Here is a 19,910-nt window from a genome sequence, read left to right as displayed (position 1 = left end):
GTGCACAACTGCCGTCCACAACAACACCGCAATTTGACAAGAGGTTGAAATGATTGTTCTGAAGGCCACACAAGACAAAGTCATCGCAGTACTGCAGTCGGTCGCCGGTATTGTCGAGCGGCGCCACACTTTGCCGATTCTGGCCAACGTGCTGATCCGCAAGACCGGCAATGCGCTGCAGCTGACCACCAGCGACCTGGAAATCCAGATCCGCACCACGGCCGAGCTGGGCGGTGACATGGGTGACTTCACCACCACCGTGGGCGCGCGCAAGCTGATCGACATCCTGAAGACCATGCCCAGCGACCAGACCGTGAGCCTGGAGACGCAGCAGTCCAAGATGATCCTCAAGGGCGGCAAGAGCCGCTTCACCTTGCAGACCCTGCCGGCAGAAGACTTCCCGCTGGTGCAGGAAGCACCCTCGTTCGGCCCCGTGTTCAGCGTGCCGCAAAAGGTGCTCAAGGACCTGATGGGCCAGGTCTCGTTCGCGATGGCTGTGCAGGATATCCGTTACTACCTGAACGGCATCCTGTTCGTGGCCGAGGGCAACACGCTGAGCCTGGTGGCCACCGACGGCCACCGCCTGGCCTTTGCCAGCGCCACCCTGGATGTGGAAGTGCCCAAGCAGGAAGTGATTCTGCCGCGCAAGACCGTGCTGGAGCTCCAGCGCCTGCTGTCGGACGCCAGCGGCGACAACCAGCCCGTCATCGAGATGCAGTTCGCCAGCAACCAGGCGCGCTTTACCTTTGCCGGCATGGAGTTCGTCACCAAGCTGGTCGAGGGCAAGTTCCCCGACTACAACCGCGTCATCCCGCGCAACCACCCCAACAGCATCACGCTGGGCCGCGCGCCACTGCTGGCCAGCATGCAGCGCACGGCCATCATGACCAGCGACAAGTTCAAGGGCGTGCGCCTGACCATCGAGCCCGGCACCCTGCGCATTGCAGCCAACAACGCCGAGCAGGAAGAGGCGGTGGATGAGCTCGATATCGACTACGGCGGCCCGGCCGTTGAAGTCGGCTTCAACGTCACCTACCTGATCGATGTGCTCTCCAACATGGGCCAGGACATGGTGCGCATCGACTTTGCCGACAACAACAACTCGGCGCTGATCACCAACCCGGAAAACGACACCTTCAAGTACGTGGTCATGCCGATGCGCATGTAAGCCACGCAGGCGACCCGCGCGCCGGTTTGCAGCAGCAGGCCGGCGCAGCACCGAGATTTATTTGATTCAAAGACATGGCAGGGCGCCGCGCCCGCCAGTGCAGTACCAAGGCAGCTTCATGACCGCAGAAAACCAGCCGGAACAATCCCCCAGCACGCCAGGCCCCGATGCCAGCGGCTATGGCGAAGGCGCCATCCAGATCCTGGAAGGGCTGGAGGCGGTGCGCAAACGCCCGGGCATGTACATCGGCGATACCTCGGACGGCACCGGCCTGCACCACCTGGTGTTTGAAGTGGTGGACAACTCCATTGACGAGGCCCTGGCCGGCTATTGCGACGACATCCTGGTGACCATCCACGCCGACGGCTCGCTGTCGGTGGTGGACAACGGCCGGGGCATTCCCACCGGCGTGAAGATGGATGACAAGCACGAGCCCAAGCGCTCGGCCGCTGAAATCGCGCTGACCGAGCTGCACGCCGGCGGCAAGTTCAACCAGAACAGCTACAAGGTCTCGGGCGGTCTGCACGGCGTGGGCGTGTCCTGCGTGAACGCGCTGTCCATCAAGCTCAAGCTCATCGTGCGCCGCGAAGGCCAGGTGCACCAGATCGATTTCTCGCGCGGCTTTGTGCAAAACCGCCTGGTCGAAGTGGTCGACGGCGTGGAAGTCTCGCCGATGCGCATTGTGGGCGCCACCGAGAAGCGCGGCACCGAAGTGCACTTCCTGCCCGACCAGGAAATCTTCAAGGAAAACTACGAGTTCCGCTACGAGATCCTGGCCAAGCGCCTGCGCGAGCTGTCCTTCCTGAACAACGGCGTGCGCATCCGCCTCAAGGACGAGCGCGATGGCAAGGAGGACGACTTCTCCGGCGCCGGCGGCGTGCAGGGCTTTGTCGAGTTCATCAACGGCACCAAGAAAGTGCTGCACCCCACCGTGTTCCACGCCGAAGGCAGCCGCCCGGCCGAGACCTATGGCGGCATCCCCGGCACCGAGATCGGTGTCGAAGTGGCCATGCAGTGGAACGACGGCTACAACGAGCAGGTGCTGTGCTTTACCAACAACATCCCCCAGCGTGACGGCGGCACCCATTTGACCGGCCTGCGCGCGGCGATGACCCGCGTCATCGGCAAGTACATCGCTGACCATGACCTGGCCAAGAAGGCCAAGGTCGAAGTCACCGGCGACGACATGCGCGAAGGCCTGTGCGCGGTGCTCAGCGTCAAGGTGCCCGAGCCCAAGTTCAGCAGCCAGACCAAGGACAAGCTGGTCTCCAGCGAAGTGCGCGCGCCCGTCGAGGACATCGTCGGCAAGCTGCTGACCGAGTACCTCGAAGAAAAGCCCAACGACGCCAAGATCATCTGCAACAAGATCGTTGAAGCGGCCCGCGCCCGTGAAGCGGCCCGCAAGGCCCGTGAAATGACGCGCCGCAAAGGCGTGCTCGACGGCATGGGCCTGCCCGGCAAGCTGGCCGACTGCCAGGAAAAAGACCCAGCGCTGTCTGAAATCTACATCGTCGAGGGTGACTCCGCAGGCGGCTCGGCCAAGCAAGGGCGTGACCGCAAGTTCCAGGCCATCCTGCCGCTGCGCGGCAAGATCCTGAACGTGGAAAAAGCCCGCTACGAAAAGCTGCTCTCCAGCAGCGAAATCGTGACCTTGATCACCGCGCTGGGCACCGGCATCGGCAAGGTGAGCGAAGACTCGGGCAAGAGCAGCACCGACGACTACAGCCTCGCCAAGCTGCGCTACCACCGCATCATCATCATGACCGATGCGGACGTCGACGGCGCCCACATCCGCACCTTGCTGCTGACCTTCTTCTACCGCCAGATGCCCGATCTGGTCGAAGCCGGCCACATCTACATTGCGCAGCCGCCACTGTACAAGGTCAAGAACGGCAAGGAAGAGCTGTACCTCAAGGACGGCCCTGCCCTCAACCAGTTCCTGCTGCGCGTGGCCCTGCAAGGCGCCAGCGTCAGCACCGGCGGCGCCAACCCGCGCACCATCGATGGTGAAGAGCTGGGCCGCCTGGCCGGCATGCACCTGGCCGCCGAAACCGTCATCGACCGCCTCTCATCCTACCTGGACGCCGAAGCGCTGCGCGCCATCGCCGACGGCGTGCAGATCCGTCTCGACACGTTGGACGACGCCATGGTCTGCGCCCCGGTGCTCGAAGCCAAGCTGCGCGAGCTGACCACCACCGGCGTGCCCGCCGAAGTCACGGGCGAGCTGGACCCGCACACCGAAAAGCCGATCCTGCGCATCAGCCGCCACCACCACGGCAACATCAAGAGCTCCATCCTGACGCAGGAGTTTGTCGAAGGCCAGGACTACGCGGCGCTGGCCGCCGAAGCCCAGAACTTCCACGGTCTGCTCGCCGAAGGCGCCAAGGTCACCCGTGGCGAAGGCGAAAAAGCCAAGATGGAAAAAGTGACCGACTTCCGCCAGGCCATGCAGTGGCTCATCAGCGAAGCCGAACGCACCACCGCCCGCCAGCGCTACAAGGGCCTGGGCGAAATGAACCCCGAGCAGCTGTGGGAAACCACGATGGACCCCCAAGTCCGCAGCCTGCTGCAGGTCAAAGTCGGCGACGCCATCGAAGCCGACCGCGTCTTCACGATGCTGATGGGCGACGAGGTCGAGCCCCGCCGCGACTTTATCGAGACCAATGCATTGCGGGCGGGGAATATTGATGTGTGATGGGTGTCAGCGGTCAAAGGTGGCGGCGCTGTTTTAGAGCCTCCCTCTTTTGACGGATACTTCGGACTAGTCAGAAACCTCCATAAAACAGCCGCGAAAGCGGCTGTTTTTGCGTGTGCTGGTGCGCTCGCGATTCATGCCTGCTCTCGCAATCTGCCTGCGACTGACAGACTGGGATTTCCATCAAACCCGAACTACTATCCAGCCATAAATCCTATTTTGCTAGGCATTTTTACAAACGTTATCAATGCCTTTCCATAATTCCTAGTCAACCAGGAACTATGAAGCTCGAAATCAAGTCTTCGTCAGACCTTGGCCATGCCGTCCGAGCCATGCGCAAAGCCTCCAGTATTCGGCTGGATGGTCTCTCCGGCATCGTTGGTATCAGCAAGCAGACGACGTCCAATCTGGAGCTACACTGCTCCCGACCTCACTCCCCGCCCTTTCGCCTTGGCCCAAGCACCCCACAACCGCGCCGCCCAACGCAAGCGCAAGTCCAGCTGGTCATCGCTGCGCATGCCCCAGCACATGGCATCCACCCTGCAGAAAAAACACTGGCTGCGTCTGCATGGCCTGTGCATGGGGCTGCTGGTCTTGCTGGTGATGTGGGCGGTCACGGCAGCGCTGCTCCATTCCGGGGTGGCATCGATGGCGCTGCGCTATGCCATCAGCCTGGGCGTGGGCTATGCCGTGTACCTGCTGGTGCTGCGGCTGTGGGCGGCCTACCTGGTGCGCAATGCCTATGCGCGCAGGCGCGAAGACTCCTGGGCCGATGGCATCGACCCGGTGCCCGATCTGCACGTAGGCAAAGGCGCGCCCGATTGGCAGTCAGGCGGGGGCGGCAATTTTGGTGGTGGCGGCGCGTCGGGGGATTGGGCGGATGTGGACCTGTCGTCGACTGCATCAGGTGCTTCCAGCTCCTGGACCGGTGCGGTAGATGTGGCCGATATCGGCGGCAGCGATGAGGGCATCATCATCGTGCCCATCCTGGCGGTGTTTGCCGCCCTGCTGCTGGCCTTCTTTGGCTTTGGCGCGCTGCTGTGGCTGTACTTTGGCGTGGATGTGCTCCTGACCGTCGCGGTGGAGCTGGCCTTTTCGATGATGACCGCCCGCGCCCTGGTGCGGGTCGAGCGCGCAGGCTGGCTGGCCTCGGCCGTGCGACTGACCTGGAAGCCGCTGCTCGGCGCCCTGGTCTGCGCCGTGGCGCTGGGTGCGCTGGCAGACTGGTGGGTGCCAGAGGCCACCACCTTGCGCGAAGTGATCGCCCATATCCGGGGCACGCGATAACAAGGGCCATAGCGCTGGCTACCTTGGCCTACCCAGCGCTGCCATAAAGCCAGTTTATGCTGGTCCTTTGCTGGCCGCCACGGCTTCCCTCTCATTCATGACAAGGACTGTTCATGCCCATCGTCGTTACCGCCCAGAGCACCATCCAGATCGGCGCTGCCGAGCCTCTTCAAGGCAATGCGCCCGAAGGCAGCTATGCGGCCGTGTTTGAAGACGATGGCGACACCGCCTACTTCTATGCGCTGGATTTTGCGAACGCCGAGCAACCCATCCAGAACGCGCTGCACATCTACAACGTAGCCGATGTCTCCGACAAGCACCTGCCGTCCGAGGTGACGATTGGCTGGTCCACCGACGGCAGCAAGGTCGTGCTGCTGATCAATGGCAACCCGCATGCCGTGTTTGATTTTGCGGCCAAGCATGGCTACTGCCGCACCGCCTTTCCGCCGCCTGATGCAGATTCCGGCTGGAGCGGCCATGACTGGACGGACGACACCATCGAGCTGTTTGCCACCGAAGCCTGAGACAACGAGGAGCATCGCCATGCACAGCCACCAGTTTGACCATTGGCCCTTTGCCGATGCGCACAACACCGCCAGCTTTTCTACGACCAAGGTGGTACGCGAGCATCTGCCAGTGTTGATGGTCTCGCATGATGCCGATGGGGCTTGGCAGTTTCTGGATGCCAGCACCGACGAGCCCGGCGAGGCCCTCCTGGTCCGCATGGCTTGCATGTATGAGCGCGACCAGAGCCTGGAACAAATCGCAGACCTGCCACTGGGTTGGAGCGCCTGGCGCCAGGAAGTGGGCGGCACCTGGGAGCGGTTTGAAAACCCGCCTGAGGACGACGACGAAGACGCAGACAGCACGGATTGAAGCCCCAGGCATCAGCGCCCTGCTCCAAGCCACCTCCACCGCCAGGGCTGCCGCCATCCCTTATTCTTGGGGTTTTGTTCAACCCAAGGCCCGCATGCCCTACACCGTCCAACACGAAGAAGCCGATTCCAAAGGCGCGTTCTTTATCAACCGCGATGCCACACGCGTGGCCGAGATGACCTACAGCCGCACCAATGCCACGATGATCATCATCGACCACACGGAAGTGGATGATTCACTGCGCGGCGAAGGCGCAGGCCGCCAGCTGCTCAATGCCTTGGTAGCTTGGGCCCGTGAGACCCACACCAAGGTGCTGCCACTGTGCCCCTTTGCCAAGGCCCAGTTCGCCAAGGATGCGTCGCTGCGCGACGTGCTGTCCTGATACGCGGCCACACGCTGCATCGCGCCAGCCAGGCAATGCAGTGCACCATCGTTACCAATGCAAACCAAGCGGGTGTCGCATTTATGCATTCACCGTCAACGATGCCGAACAAGGGCCTGTAGCATCGCTGGCAGGCCCCATTTGCAAGCGCAACGCGCATTGATTCGCTCCATTGGCCGCAACTTCAGGCCTAGGAGGGGCATGGATCAGGAAGTTCGATTTATCACGGTGGAAATCCACGACAGTGCCTGGCAAGCCCATGTATGCCGTGCATTGCTGGAATCAGAAAACATTCCTGCCTATTTGCGCAGCGAACACCACATTGGTCTGCAATGGCCCATGTCGCGGGTACTTGGTGGCGTGCGCGTTGTAGTGCCTGCGCACCTGCTCCACCAGGCGCAGTCTTTGCTGGCCGAGCGCGACAACGGTACGCTGGAGCAAGCCTTGGAGCATGACTATCCCAGTGACGTGCGGGTATGCAAGCGCTGTGACGGCACGGAGTTCCGGCGCAAAACCCCTCTGAGCGCCGCATTGGCCACATTTTTGATGCTCTGGCTGTGGTCAACACCGTTCCCGCCCGGCAAGGAATATTTCTGTAAGCAATGCGGGGCCATGGCACCATAAGACATGCGGATGGCGCGGCGCCCATGCGTCATCCTCAGCTGCGGCGATAGCCATGACGGCACCGCCCGACTCAAGCCCCCAACACCCCATGCCGCAACTGCGCCAACGCGCCATTGCCCAGCGCCTGCACGTTGTAGCACAGCCCAATGCGGCGTTTGAGCTCCACCTCCAGCGGCTGGGTCTGCACGCCCGGTATTGCTTGCGCCAGGGATTCGGGCACGATCGCCCGGCCCACGCCGGCGGCGACCAGGTCCAGCGCCAGCGAGAAGTTGCCGGCCAGCGCGGCGGGGGTGTCGGCGCGGCTGCCGTAGAGGGGCACCAGGCGCTGGTGGCTGGCGTGGCTGGGGCAGACGATCCAGTCGGTGGCGGTGTCCTGCGGCGTGGCTGCTGCGTTGTCTGGCGGCAGCGCTTGGGCGGGCAGGGCCAGCACATAGCGCTCGCTAAGCAGCGGTAAAAACAGCTCGTCCTCGCAGCGCAGCTCTTCGCTGGCCAGGCGCGCATCGCCCTCGCATTGCGCCAGCAGGTGCAGCTGCAGGCCGGGCACGCAAGCCCGGGCGGTGGCGGCCAAGTGCTGCACGGTGCTGCGGGCCACATCTTCTTCGACGCCAATGGTCAGGCGCGCACGCGCGCCGCGCTGGCGAAAGCGCTGGGCCAGGTCGTCGGCCTCGGCCACCATGCGGCGCAGCTGGGGGTAGAGCGCGCGGGCGTCGTCCGTCACCTCCACCCCCCGCGCCTTGCGCACAAACAGCGCCGTGCCCAGGGCCTCTTCCAGCAGGCGGATGCTGCCCGACAGCGCCGGCTGGCTCAGGTGCAGGCGCTGTGCGGCGGCGGTGATATTGCGCTCTTCAAAGACGGCCACAAAGGCGCGGAATTGGCGGTAGTCCATCTCAAGCCATAAGTAAAACGTATGAGTGAAAGAAGAATAAACCATTTTTCAAACGCCATACGCTCGCTCTACACTAGATTCTCTACTGATTCATCAGAAAAATCTATTTCTTTAGAAAGCCACACCACCATGCAAAACCGCCAACCCCTGATCGTTATCACCGGTGCCAGCTCGGGCATTGGCCTGGCCACCGCGCAGCTGTTTTCGTCGCTCGGCCACCCGCTGCTGCTGCTGGCGCGCCGGCTCGAGCCCATGCAGGCGCTGAACCTGCCTGGCACGCTGGCGCTCTCCGTCGACGTGACCGACCGCGCCGCACTGGCCGCCGCCGTGCAGCAAGGCGAAGCGCGCTTTGGCCCGGCCGATGCCATCGTCAACAACGCCGGCGTCATGCTGCTGGGCGAGATCACGCGCCAGGACCCGGACCAGTGGGACCGCATGCTCGACGTGAATGTCAAAGGCGTGCTCAACGGCGTGCATGCCGTTGCCGCCGGCATGGTGCAGCGCCAGCGCGGCAGTATCATCAATGTGAGCTCGGTTGCGGGCCGCAAGACCTTCCCCAACCATGTGGCCTATGTCGGCACCAAGTTTGCCGTGCATGGCCTGACGGAGAACCTGCGCGAAGAACTCGCTGCCCACCATGTGCGCGTGACCACCATCGCCCCCGGCGCGGTGGAGACCGAGCTGCTCGGCCACACCACGGATGCGGCCATCAAGTCCGGCTATGAGGACTGGAAAACTGCCATGGGCGGCAAGGTGCTGGCGGCCCAGGATGTGGCCAACGCCATCCACTACGCCTATGCGCAGCCGGCCGGCGTCTGCATTCGCGAAATCGTGCTGGCCGCAACGCGCCAGCAAGCCTAAAAGCTCCGGCTCCACCCCGGCCACAGCCTCCATCGCCGCCAGCATGTTGCGGCCTTGGAGGCTTTTTGTGGACGACTGAAGATGCCCCACCCAAGCGAAACTGATCCTAAGTATTAGTTTTAATTAAGTTGTTATCAAAATCTCCGCTTAATGGCTAGTATTTGTAGAAATACTAATACTTAACGACCCTCTGTAAAACTCCCTGCCGTGGTCTGATCGCGGGCTCGGGCGATCCGCTGTGTTGTCTTTGTTGTCAATAGCGCGCTATTGACTGCAAAAGACGCCTTGCGCCTCATCCCGATCCGCGTCCATCCCGCTTGGCGAGGGTTTTGCAGAGGATCCTTAAAAATCCACCGCAAAACGCCTCAGCTGCTGCAGTGGATCCACAACGGAGACGACATGAAGACAACCTCGGGTCTCGATGTGCGCGCCTTGAAGATTTTCGAGGCCGTGGCGTCTTCGGGCAGCCTGTCCAAGGGGGCGGCGGCGCTGGGGGTCACGCAATCGGCGGTCTCACAGACGATCACGCAGATCGAGGCGATCTTGCAGACGCAGGTGTTTGACCGCTCGCAGCGGCCGTTCAAGCTCACGCCGGCAGGCATTGCGCTCAGCCGCCGGGCCGGGCAGATTGTCGAAGACATGGAGCGGCTGGTGGTGCATGTGCGCGATGCCGACCTGGCCAGCCGCCCAGCAATGCGTGTGGGCATGATCGACTCCTTTGCCGCCACGGCAGGGCCGGCCATCGTCAAGAAGGTCACCGAATCGGCCAGCCAGTTGCTGCTCTGGTCGGGTCTGGCCAACAGCCATGCGACGGCGCTGATGAAGCGCCAGCTCGACCTCATCGTCACCACCGACACGCTCGATGACATTGACCACATCGTGCGCCGCTCGATCTTCTCCGAGCCCTTTATCGCGGTGATCCCCAAGGTGCGCGAGAAAGAGTTCAAGAACGCCGACCTCACCACCTTGATCGAGAAGATGCCGCTGATCCGCTTCAGCGCCCGCTCCCACTTTGGCGCGCTGATCGAGCGCCACCTGCGCCGCCAGGGCTTCACGCCCCGCCCCTATCTGGAGATCGACACCTCCGACGTGGTGATGGCCATGGTCGCCGCCGACCTGGGCTGGACCATCACCACCCCCATCTGCCTGCTGCAGGGCCGCACCTACAGCGGGCAGATCACTGCCATTCCGCTGCCCGGCGCCAGCCTGCACCGCACCATCTACCAGCTCTCCCGGGAGGGGGAGTATGTGGACATGGCCGAGAACTGCTTCCAAGTGAGCAGAAGCGTCATGGAAAACGACATCTTTCCCGATGTACGCCAACTGATCCCCTGGCTCAGAAGCGGGATCGCGCTGAGCTAGCCCGCCCTTGCACAAGCCGCTGTCCATGGCTGGGATGCCGCCGCATCCGCGCCAGGGGAGTGTCTTGTCCAGCGATTGGCCAGCTCTTTAAAAAACAGGAAATCCAAGGAGACACATATGACCCTCAACCGCCGTTCTTTTATCCAACAAAGCGCCGCCGCCTCATTGGCCAGTGCGCTGTCGCTGCCCAGCTGGGCGGCCGATGCGACCGTCAAATACGGGGGCTCACCCTGGCTGGGCCACTACCCCGCCCACCTGGCGATGGCCGAGGGCTATTTGAAGGAGGTGGGCATCACGCAGGACTGGCAGTCCTTTGCCACCTCGTCGGCCCGCATGAGCGCCTTCATGTCCGGCGGCGTCGATATCGGCTGCGCCGGCATTGTCTCGGCATTGGCGCTGATGTCGCGCGGCGCCAAGCAGTTCGCGATCATTGCGATTCCGGAAAACTTTGGCCGCGTCGAAGGCCTGGTCGCCCGCAAAGGCATCGACTCCGTGGCCGATCTCAAAGGCAAGAAGATCGGCGTGACCTTTGCATCCAGCACCCACCTGCTGGTGCTCGATGTGCTGGAGCAGGCGGGCATCAAACCGGGCGGGGCCGATGTGCTCAACATCCCCGGCCCGGAGCTGCATGGCGCGATCAAGACCGGCCAGATCGATGCGGCCGCTGCCTGGACCCCGCACTTTGACAACATCCTGCGCGAGCCCGGCGTCAAACTCTTGGCCGATGACTCGCAGTTCAGCCTCTACAAGTCCTTCAAGGTCACGCCCGGCCCCGATGTACTGCTGGTGCGCCGCGAGTTTGCCGCCAAGAACAGTGAGCTGGTCAAGCGCTACCTGTCGGCCTACTTCAAGGCCAGCGATCTGCTGCGCGAGCAGCCCGAGAAGGCCTCGCAGGCGCTGCTCAAGTTCACCGGCCTCACCATGAAGGAGCAGATGTCGGCCGTCACCGGCTCGGACTGGTACCCACAGGCCCAGCAAAAGGAGCTGCTGACGGGCGAGTTTGTGCAAGGCCTGCAAAAGCTCGCCGAGATGCTGGTCAAGCACAAGCAGATTGACAAGGCCCCGGTCGTCAAAGACTGGATTGATGCCTCCTTTGTCTGAAGGCCGGAGCACACCCCGTGATCGCCAAACCCCCTTCTTCCATGGCGCTGGCCGCCACCAGTGCAGCCTCCGTGCTGCTGTTCATCGCCGTCTGGGAGGCCGTGTGCCGCGCAGGCCTGGTCGACCCCATCTTTCTGCCCCCGCCCAGCGCCGCGCTGGGCAAGGCCGCCGCCATGCTGGGCGATGGCACCTTCTGGCCCCACATCCTGGCGTCTGCGCGCCGGGTGATGATCGGCTTTTTGGCGGCCACCGCCGTCGCCATTCCGCTGGGCATTTTTCTGGGCACCTCGTCGTACGCCCGGGCGGCCTTTGACCCCATCCTGTCGTTTCTGCGCCCGCTGCCGTCGATGAGCTGGATTCCGCTGTCCCTCTTGTGGTTCGGCATCACCGAGACGCAGAAGTACAGCATCGTCTTCATGGGCTGCTTTGCGCCAGCGATGGTCTATGTGATAGAGGCCACGCGCAATGTCGATCCGCTCCTGGTGCGCGCCGCGCAAAACCTGGGCGCCAACCGCTGGCAGGTGATGAAGGAGGTGATCCTGCCGGGCAGCCTGTCGCAGATCCTGAGCGGCTTCAAGGTGATCCTGGGCCTGGCCTGGACCTGCGTGATCGCCGCTGAGCTGGTCGCCGCGCGCGAAGGCCTGGGCTTTCTCATCATGAATGGCAAGGAGTTCTTCCAGACCGAGGTGGTCGTGCTGGGCATGGTGCTCATCAGCACCACGGTGCTGATCACCGACTTTTTCTTCCGACTGATTGAAAACTGGGTACTGAGGTGGAAACAATGAACGCGCAACACAAAGGCCCGATGATCTCCATCCAGGGGATCGCCAAGCACTACGGGGATTTCAAGGCGCTCGAGCGCGTCGATCTGGAGATTGAAAAGGGCGAGTTCGTCGTGCTGCTGGGCGCCTCGGGCTGCGGCAAATCCACCTTGCTCAACCTGGTCACCGGTTTTGACAAGCCCACGGCCGGGCGCATCGTCGTCAACGGCCGCGAGGTCAACAAGGTCGATCCGCACTGCGGCATGGTGTTCCAGCAGTACGCGCTCTTTCCCTGGCTCACGGTGCTCGACAACGTCGCCTTTGGCCTCAAGATGAAGGGCATTGCCAAGGCCGAGCGCCTGCAGGTGGCGCGCCGCTTTATCGACATGGTGGGCCTGCAGGGCTTTGAGGACAAGTACCCCAATGCATTGTCGGGCGGCATGCGCCAGCGCGTGTCCATCGCCCGGGTGCTCGCCAATGACCCGGACGTGATCCTGCTCGACGAGCCCTTTGCCGCGCTCGATGCGATGACGCGCCAAGTGCTGCAGGACGAGTTGCTGCAGATCTACGAAAAGAGCAAGAAGACCATCATCTTCATCACCCACTCCATCGACGAGGCGCTGCTGCTGTCCACCCGCATGCTGATCATGAGCGCGCGGCCTGGCCGCGTGGTCACCGACATCCGTAACGACCTGCCCATGCCGCGCAATGCGCAGGTGCAGCTCTCGCCGCGCTACAACGAACTCAAGGGCCAGATCTGGGACACCGTGCAGTCCGAGGTCATGCGCAGCCTGCAGGCCACCCGCCACTAACCACCACCACCCCATGTCCAAGCAACCTACTTTCCCGAGCTACCAAGCGGGCTCGGGCTGGAATACCTTGCTCCCCAAAAGGCAGGCCCACACGCAGGCGCCCACGGAGCGGCACTTTGATGCCATCGTCATTGGCGCCGGCGTCACCGGCCTGGCCGCTGCCCGTCGCATTGCTGAGCTCGAGCCCCAGGCACGCGTGCTGCTGGTCGATGCCAGCACCGTGGGCGACGGCTCCTCGGGCCGCAACTCGGGCTTTTTGATCAACCTGCCGCACAACACCGGCATGTCCGGCCACGGCAGCCCCATCGAGGTGGCGCGCAAGCAGATGGCGCTCTACAACACCGGTCTGGCCTGGCTCAAATCGCTGATCGACCAGCACCAGATCGGCTGCGGCTGGAACCCTGTGGGCAAGTACCACGCAGCCGCCACGCCCGATGGTGCCGCCCGCCTCAAAAGCACGCTCCAGCAGTACCAGGACTGGGGCGTCGCCTATACCGAGCTGGAGCGCGATGCCTTGCAGCAGCAGCTGGGCACCACGCACTACCACTACGGCTACCACTCGGACAACAACGTCTTTGTGCAGCCCGCCGCCCTGGTGCGCGGCCTGGCCGACAGCCTGCCCGCCAATGTGCAGCTCTGGGAGGGCGAGCCCGTGCTGTCGCTGCACGAGGGCAAGCCCCACCGCGTGCGCACCGCCACGGCCGAGCTGAGCGCCCCGCGCATCGTCATCGCCAACAACGGCTTTGCCCGCAAGCTCGGCTTTGCGCGTGACCGCGTGTTCACCATCTACACCTACGCGGGCCTGACCGAGCCGCTGGACGAGGACGAGCTGAAAAAACTGGGCCCCGCGCCGGAATGGGGCGTGATCCCCGCCAACCGCCTGGGCACCACGTTGCGCAAGGTCGCGGGCGGGCGCTTCATGGTGCGCAGCTCGTACTCGTACGACAGCGAAGAGCCGCTCGCCGAAGTGCGCCAAGCGCTGCAGGGCTGCTACCAGATGCGCTACCCGCAGATGCGCTCGCATGCGCTGCCGCTGGTCTGGGGCGGCGTCACCGCCCTCACCCGCAACGGCGCGCTCTACTTTGGCCAGGTGGGCGATGGCCTCTACATTTCCATCGGCTGCAATGGCGCGGGCATGCTCAAGGGCAGCATGTTCGGCAAGCTGCTCGGCGAGATGGCCTGCGGCCAGCAGTCGCCCCAACTGGCCGATGCGCTGGGCTTTGAGCGCCCCAGCTGGCTGCCACCCGAGCCGCTGCGCCGCATCGCCGTGGTCAGCACCATCCAGTACCAGAAATACAAGGCCGGCATTGAGCGCTGATAAAGCACCCGCCTTTTGCCACCATTCAGGAGAACACCCCATGACCACCAACACCATCACCCGCATCGGCGGCAACCACCGCATGTCCCAGGTCGTGCGCCACGACCACACCTTGTACCTGGCCGGCCAGGTGGCCGACCAGGTCGATGCCGGCATCAGCGGCCAGACCCAAGAGGTGCTTGCCAAGATTGACCGCCTGCTGGCCGAGCATGGCAGCCACAAGGAGCGCATCCTGAGCTGCCAGATCTACCTGGCCGATATGCGCCACTTCGCCGAGATGAATGTGGTCTGGGACCAGTGGGTCGCCGCTGGCCATGCACCGGCCCGCGCGACGGTGGAAGCGCGCCTGGCCAGCCCGGCCAAGCTGATCGAGATTTGCGTGGTGGCCAGCGCGGCCACTTGATGCCGCCGGCATGGCGCCCGCCATTGATGAGCCCCGCTCATGATGGCGGGCCATGCCAGCCGTCTAGTCATCACGGGGCTACATACCTACATTGATAGGCATGAACTCTGCTACCCACACCCCCATCCCCGCCCGCCCACTCAGTCGCAGCGGCCTGCAGGTCTCCGCCCTCGGCCTGGGCTGCATGGGCTTGAGCTTTGGCTATGGCCCCGGGGTTAGCCGCAGCGCAGGCGTGCAGCTGATCCGCGATGCCGCCGCGCAGGGCATCACCTTTTTTGACACGGCCGAGGCCTATGGCGCCTTGAACGAAGAGATGGTTGGCGAAGCACTGGCGCCGGTGCGCAACCAGGTGGTGATTGCCACCAAGTTTGGCTTCAAGGATGGTGACTCTAAGAACCTGTTCAAAGTCTCCTCGCGCCGCGACAGTGTCTTTGCGGGATGGGATGCGAGGGGGGCGCCCAGCCGCGCAATACCGCAGCAATAGCCCAGCTATTGCGAGGATTTGCAACGACGCAGACCGCCCCTGCCCGGGCGGCCCTAGCCGGGCGCCCCTTCCCGGGCAGCGCAAAGCCACTGTCCCTGCGGGTTGGAGTGAAATCGGGCGATTTCTGCGCGCTGGCCCTTGCTTGCACCCCGGTGCAAGCGGCGGATCAGCCCTTCGAACTCATCCCGATTGCACTCCAACGCGGCTGCGTAGAGACTTTGAACAGGTTCTAAGGCCGGGCTCGACAGCCGGCCCGAGTGTATCCGCGCGGTGGTCCATGCCTCGCTGCAGCGCCTGCGCACGGACCCTATCGATCTGCTCTACCAGCACCGCGTCGATCCTGTCGTGCCGATGGAAGAGGTAGCCGGTGCCGTCAAAGACCTGATTGCCGAGGGCAAGGTGCGCTACTTTGGCCTGTCCGAAGCCGGCGTCGATTCGATCCGCCGCGCCCATGCGGTGCAGCCAGTGGCAGCGCTGCAAAGCGAATATTCGCTGTGGTGGCGCGAGCCCGAGCAGGCCACCTTGCCGCTGCTCGAAGAGCTGGGCATCGGCTTCGTACCCTTCAGCCCGCTGGGCAAGGGCTTTTTGACCGGAGCGATCCAGGCAGACACCGCCTTCAGCCCGGATGATTTTCGCAACATCGTGCCGCGCTTTAGCACCGAGGCGCGCCAGGCCAACCAGGCGCTGGTCGATGCGCTGGGCAGCATGGCGATTGAAGGCGCACGCTACCTCGGCCATCTGGCCAGTCGGTTCAGCCGTTGACACTTGCGGCCATCGCCCCAAGTGGCGCGTGCGGGTGCAACACCCCAGGGGCCTATGCCAGCGCTGCGCTCAGGCGGCCATCAACAGCCATATGCAGCCATATGCAGCCATATGCAGCCAGCCACCCAGATAAATACCGCCCATCAATGGGCGGAATGTGCTGCAGCCAGCATTGCGCCCCCTCTCCAGGTCAAAAACGACGACTTCTCCTCTCGCCTTGCGCATCAAATGCGCAGGCATTGCAATGCGTTGCAATCCCATTTTCATGACCTATATCAAGAATATTTGATAGCAAGATTTTGACAATCTTTAACAAAGTGAATAATCACATTCTTTTAGAAAATTGAATTTAGAAATATGCATAAGTACTTGTTTTTATGGACTATTGATGGCTCTATGCGTTTTGTATAGTAATTTTCTCATCTCTTATAACTATGATAAAAAACCTCATCATAAATTTAAATACTAAATGAGGTGAGAGCATGAAACTAGGACAACTGTTGGCGGGAATGCTGGTCAGCGTGCCAGCCATCGTTTTGGCCCAGGCCAATATCGACAACGGCACCTTGCGGGTGGGGGTGCGCAACGATGGCTCGTTGATGCCCGAAGAAATATCGCCACTGACGGGCATCACCTATTTGGCCAACGGCGCCGATGGTCTGACACCAGGGTGCTATTGCGAGGCCTGGGGCATTGCCGATGCCCTGAGCAATACGTCGGGATTTACCGGCGCCAGCGTGGGCATCCAAGGGATTACGTCAGAGTCGTTCACCTCTACGGCCACGACCGCTACCGCCGTGGCCAATGCCTTTGGCACCTTCCGCGTGACCCATGCTTTCGCGCCTTCTACGGCCACCAGCAATATTTACGAAGTCAAGGTCACAATCGAAAACATCTCGTCCGCACCGGTCGAGGCGCTGTATGGCCGCGCGATGGACTGGGATGTTTTCCCCACCCAGTTCAACGAATACACCACCATCCAGCGCGGCAGCAGCACGGCGCTGGTCTTCTCCAGCGACAACGGCTTCCATACCGCCGACCCGCTCGAGAGCGATTCAGGCATCCTGTTTGTCGACCAGGATGTGGTGGACAGTGGACCGACCGACCACGGCGCGCACTTTCGCTTCAACTTTGGCACCATTGCGCCCGGCGCCAAGGTCGAATTCACCATCGGCTACGGCGTTGCGGGCAACCAGGTCGATGCGCTGGCCGCATTGGGCAGCTTTGGCGCCGAGGCCTATTCGCTGGGCAAGCCCAGTGAGAACCCTCCCGGCACCCCGAACACCGATGGCACGCCCAACACCTTTATCTTTGCCTTCAAGGGCATTGGCGGTGTGCAGCTGATTGGTGTCGATGCCGTCAATGACGCCGCCCCCGCCATCACCCGCCCCACCAGCGGCACGGTCACCGCTGTCAATGTGCTGGCCAATGACACGGTCGATGCGGCACCCGCCACCACCAGCAATGTGGCCCTGACGCCCGTGGGCACCTGGCCCACCGGCATCACCGTCACGCCCGATGGCAATGTGCTGATTGGCGCGACCGCCACGCCGGGCGCCTACACGGTGAGCTACCAGATCTGCAGCACCGTGCAGGCCACGCAATGCGATACGGCCACCGTCACCTTGGAGGTGACTGCCCCCGTAGTGGTCGTGCCCAAGGCGGTGCCGGTCGGCCACCCCCTGGCGCTGGCGGGCCTGGGTTTGCTGCTGGTCGGCCTTGCCCGCCGAAAACTGGTCTGAGTCTGCGGCGCGTCGCGGCCTAGCAAGACCCCAGGGTGCGCTGCACGGCCACCCTGCTCCGTCATAGTCAATGCCCCGTGGCCTGCGCCCGGGGCATTTTTATCGCTGGTGCCCAGAGCGCCGTCGCCGCTACGGCGCCCTGGCGCGGGCACAAAAAAGCCGGGGCAGCTGCCCCGGCGGTTTGGCGTATCGGCGCTCAGCGGCCCCGGTGGAATGGGCCACCTAGCCCCTGCTGCCGCGCAGAGGCTTAGTGCATTCAGCCCTGGCGCCGGCGCAGCGTGGCAGCGCCCAGCAGCATCAGCGACAGCGCCACCAGCGCCCATTGCTGCAGCGTAGGCACGGCAGCGGGCACGGCGGGCACCGTGCGCACAAGGGTGTAGACAAAGGATGCCGTGTTGCCGCTGGCGCCAGTCACCAGACCCACCGATACCGGCAGCGTCTCGCTCCAGACATAGTCTGCGGGGGCCGCTGGCATGGTGGGCGTTTGTTCTACCGCGCAGTTGGCACCCACAGGCACATTGGTGATGGCAATGGCTCCAGCGCTGCTGCCGCTCAGGTTCACGGTGGCGCTAAAGCTGCCATCGGCGCCGCAGTTGGCGGTATAGCCAAAGCTGCCGCTGATGCCCGCTGCCGGGCCACCGGTCACGGTGGTGCTGATGGTGATGTCGGTATTGGCACGTGCCAAGGTGTTGACCAGCAGCGCATGGTTGGCCGCTGGCGGCGCGGCCATCGCGACCGAGACGCTGGGCGCCGGGTTTTCCACCCAGATATGGTTGGCGGGGGGCGCGGGGCGTGTGCCCTCGGTCACCACGCAGCTGCCGCTGGCGATCACCGGCGTGACGGTGACACTGCCGGTCTTGGGCGTATCCAGCGTGATCGAGGTGTCGATCGCGGGCAAGGCCTGCCCATCGCTGCCGGTGCAGACTACCGAGACGGGGAAGCTGCTGCCGGTCAGATCCACCGGCGTGATGTTCACCGGCCAGACCACTTGCTTGGCGATGGAGAGTTGCGCGGGCTGGCAGGCCAGCGTGGCCGTCGCTGGCGTGTTGACCTGCCCAATCGGCGAGACAAAGTCTGTGCCCGGCGTGATGGTGTTGGTCAGCAACGGGGTGTTCACGCAAGCCTGGCGGCCAGCATCGGTGTTGGGCCAGACCACCGGCACCGTGATGCTGCAGCCGCCGGGCGGAATGGTCACACCGCTGCTGCGGATGACATTGGCGCCAGCGACGGCACTGAGGCTGCCGCCCGTGCAGGTATTGCCGACGGTGCCTGCCCCCACCACCAAAGGCGCTGGCAGGTTGTCGGTCATATCGACATGGATGATAGGGTCGCGCGTGCCATTGGACAGATCGATCGTCAGCACGGTGCTGTTGTCGCTACCGCCCAGGTAGATATCGCTTTTGTCAAAGCTTTTGCTGACCTTGGGCAGGCCGCAGGCGCCAGTCTCTGAGGTCGCGGCATGGATAAAGGCAGGCCCCACTTTTCCCCGGTTAGCTGTCCATGACTGGTAATGCAAAATGTTCAGAAAGGGGGAAACATCCACCACGGCAAACACGCAGGCACCGCGGCTGTTATTGGATTGGAAGGTCGGAATCAGCAAGCCATACACATCGTTGACGGGCGTGGTGCCTGGAGCAGGAAAGCTGGAGGAAGGCGTTCCATGTGCCAAATAAAGTGCGTTATCGGCCGGCACGTTATTGATATAGGAGATGACACCTCCCGTAAACGGGTTCAAGCCTGCGAAGTTCGCTGCAAATGGAGAATTGGTATTGAGCGGGAACCTTAAGTCATCAGCACTTCGTCCCAATGCAAAAGCCGACCCGGTGGCTGCATTCAACGTATCGACCATGCGGCGCGCATTGCCGCCGTTCCCTGCCTCGCAACAGCCATCGACAAAGAACACGATGGAATTGGCCCAGCGGTTGGCCAAGGCGTCCTGCAATACCGCCCAATTCGATGTATCAATAGAGGCATATCCACTGGCAACAATGACGATGTCATAAGGCCCGGGGGCATCGCTAAAGGTGCGTTGCGAGATCGATCCAGGAGTGCTCAACACCGACAGGCGCGTCAGATCACTGGGATCGGCCAGTTGCGAGGCAAATTCACCTTGCAGGTTGTCGTAGGCCGTGCGGACATAAGCGTCCTCCGAATTAGCGCCTGTGATATTGGTCGTCAGCAGCAGCACCTTTTGTGCCCAGGCCGGCTGCGCACCCGCGCTTAGCAACAAAGCCGCCAGGCATAGCCTGAAAAAATGGGGGAAATTCTTCATTTCGTCCTCTCTGAACTTGTCCATCTAAAAAACAGATCTGCAACGCAAACCGATGGAGCGTCTCCCGAGCGGCTGTTGCAGCTGGCTCTTGCAAGCGCCTGCGGTTGCATAGCC

General features: G+C 62.9%; 19 protein-coding genes and 1 pseudogene. 17 read left to right on the top strand and 3 right to left on the bottom strand.

The genetic code is table 11. The features are described 5' to 3' along the window. The first annotated feature begins 49 nt into the window (after positions 1-49). The 7 genes from dnaN (at position 50) to F0Q04_RS03720 (ending at position 7,032) form a co-directional block, all read left to right on the top strand. Entirely contained in the window at positions 50-1,168 is a 1,119-nt protein-coding gene (gene dnaN, locus F0Q04_RS03750; protein ID WP_116925466.1) for a DNA polymerase III subunit beta, read from the top strand. 118 nt (positions 1,169-1,286) lie between these two features. After that, a complete protein-coding gene (gene gyrB, locus F0Q04_RS03745) occupies positions 1,287-3,863 on the top strand; it encodes a DNA topoisomerase (ATP-hydrolyzing) subunit B (RefSeq protein WP_182344529.1) in 2,577 nt (858 codons plus the stop codon). Positions 3,864-4,313: 450 nt separating this feature from the next. Further along, positions 4,314-5,150 (top strand): hypothetical protein, encoded by an 837-nt coding sequence (locus tag F0Q04_RS03740; RefSeq protein WP_198424345.1) that lies wholly within the window; start codon positions 4,314-4,316, stop codon positions 5,148-5,150. Between the two features lie 113 nt (positions 5,151-5,263). Then, positions 5,264-5,674 carry a DUF2251 domain-containing protein gene (locus F0Q04_RS03735; protein ID WP_116925465.1) on the top strand — a complete coding sequence of 137 codons (411 nt, stop codon included), beginning with the start codon at positions 5,264-5,266 and terminating at the stop codon, positions 5,672-5,674. Between the two features lie 19 nt (positions 5,675-5,693). Continuing rightward, a complete protein-coding gene (locus F0Q04_RS03730; RefSeq protein ID WP_182344527.1) occupies positions 5,694-6,026 on the top strand; it encodes a hypothetical protein in 333 nt (110 codons plus the stop codon). Between the two features lie 94 nt (positions 6,027-6,120). Next, positions 6,121-6,408: a GNAT family N-acetyltransferase gene (locus tag F0Q04_RS03725; RefSeq protein ID WP_116925463.1), complete on the top strand. Its 288-nt coding sequence runs from the start codon at positions 6,121-6,123 to the stop codon at positions 6,406-6,408. A gap of 201 nt (positions 6,409-6,609) precedes the next feature. Continuing rightward, positions 6,610-7,032: a putative signal transducing protein gene (locus F0Q04_RS03720; protein WP_165841159.1), complete on the top strand. Its 423-nt coding sequence runs from the start codon at positions 6,610-6,612 to the stop codon at positions 7,030-7,032. 70 nt (positions 7,033-7,102) lie between these two features. On the opposite strand, the gene F0Q04_RS03715 is transcribed toward F0Q04_RS03720, so the two are convergent. Continuing rightward, positions 7,103-7,918, bottom strand: coding sequence for a LysR family transcriptional regulator (locus F0Q04_RS03715; protein WP_182344525.1), 816 nt, complete (start codon positions 7,916-7,918; stop codon positions 7,103-7,105). 129 nt (positions 7,919-8,047) lie between these two features. On the opposite strand from F0Q04_RS03715, the gene F0Q04_RS03710 reads away from it, so the two are divergent. From F0Q04_RS03710 to F0Q04_RS03670, 9 genes and pseudogenes are all read left to right on the top strand, one after another. Continuing rightward, positions 8,048-8,779, top strand: a complete 732-nt coding sequence (locus tag F0Q04_RS03710; RefSeq protein WP_182344523.1) for an SDR family oxidoreductase — start codon at positions 8,048-8,050, stop codon at positions 8,777-8,779. A gap of 399 nt (positions 8,780-9,178) precedes the next feature. Beyond that, positions 9,179-10,141 carry a LysR family transcriptional regulator gene (locus tag F0Q04_RS03705; protein WP_116925459.1) on the top strand — a complete coding sequence of 321 codons (963 nt, stop codon included), beginning with the start codon at positions 9,179-9,181 and terminating at the stop codon, positions 10,139-10,141. Between the two features lie 117 nt (positions 10,142-10,258). Beyond that, positions 10,259-11,242, top strand: a complete 984-nt coding sequence (locus F0Q04_RS03700; RefSeq protein WP_116925458.1) for an ABC transporter substrate-binding protein — start codon at positions 10,259-10,261, stop codon at positions 11,240-11,242. A gap of 41 nt (positions 11,243-11,283) precedes the next feature. After that, complete coding sequence (locus F0Q04_RS03695) at positions 11,284-12,027, top strand: ABC transporter permease (RefSeq protein WP_021028878.1); 744 nt, start codon at positions 11,284-11,286, stop codon at positions 12,025-12,027. Between the two features lie 20 nt (positions 12,028-12,047). After that, positions 12,048-12,815: an ABC transporter ATP-binding protein gene (locus F0Q04_RS03690; RefSeq protein ID WP_116925529.1), complete on the top strand. Its 768-nt coding sequence runs from the start codon at positions 12,048-12,050 to the stop codon at positions 12,813-12,815. 13 nt (positions 12,816-12,828) lie between these two features. Further along, positions 12,829-14,133: an NAD(P)/FAD-dependent oxidoreductase gene (locus tag F0Q04_RS03685; RefSeq protein ID WP_182344521.1), complete on the top strand. Its 1,305-nt coding sequence runs from the start codon at positions 12,829-12,831 to the stop codon at positions 14,131-14,133. Positions 14,134-14,173: 40 nt separating this feature from the next. Then, positions 14,174-14,536: a RidA family protein gene (locus F0Q04_RS03680; RefSeq protein ID WP_182344519.1), complete on the top strand. Its 363-nt coding sequence runs from the start codon at positions 14,174-14,176 to the stop codon at positions 14,534-14,536. A gap of 100 nt (positions 14,537-14,636) precedes the next feature. Continuing rightward, positions 14,637-15,020, top strand: a complete 384-nt coding sequence (locus F0Q04_RS03675; protein WP_420093973.1) for an aldo/keto reductase — start codon at positions 14,637-14,639, stop codon at positions 15,018-15,020. A gap of 237 nt (positions 15,021-15,257) precedes the next feature. Continuing rightward, a pseudogene (locus tag F0Q04_RS03670) lies at positions 15,258-15,782 on the top strand (aldo/keto reductase); the annotation flags it as partial. 69 nt (positions 15,783-15,851) lie between these two features. On the opposite strand, the gene F0Q04_RS03665 reads toward F0Q04_RS03670, so the two are convergent. Further along, complete coding sequence (locus tag F0Q04_RS03665) at positions 15,852-16,049, bottom strand: hypothetical protein (RefSeq protein ID WP_182344517.1); 198 nt, start codon at positions 16,047-16,049, stop codon at positions 15,852-15,854. 215 nt (positions 16,050-16,264) lie between these two features. On the opposite strand from F0Q04_RS03665, the gene F0Q04_RS03660 reads away from it, so the two are divergent. Next, on the top strand, positions 16,265-17,524 hold the full coding sequence (locus F0Q04_RS03660) for an Ig-like domain-containing protein (RefSeq protein ID WP_182344515.1): 1,260 nt from the start codon (positions 16,265-16,267) through the stop codon (positions 17,522-17,524). Positions 17,525-17,780: 256 nt separating this feature from the next. Here the strand turns inward: F0Q04_RS03660 and F0Q04_RS03655 are convergent, their stop codons facing one another. Continuing rightward, positions 17,781-19,796, bottom strand: coding sequence for an IPTL-CTERM sorting domain-containing protein (locus tag F0Q04_RS03655; protein ID WP_182344513.1), 2,016 nt, complete (start codon positions 19,794-19,796; stop codon positions 17,781-17,783). Positions 19,797-19,910: the final 114 nt, after the last annotated feature.

It is taken from the genome of Comamonas koreensis (genome assembly GCF_014076495.1).
Lineage (GTDB): Bacteria > Pseudomonadota > Gammaproteobacteria > Burkholderiales > Burkholderiaceae_C > Comamonas > Comamonas squillarum.
Note: the sequence above shows the minus strand (reverse complement) of the source record. Positions and strands in the feature narration are given on the sequence as shown.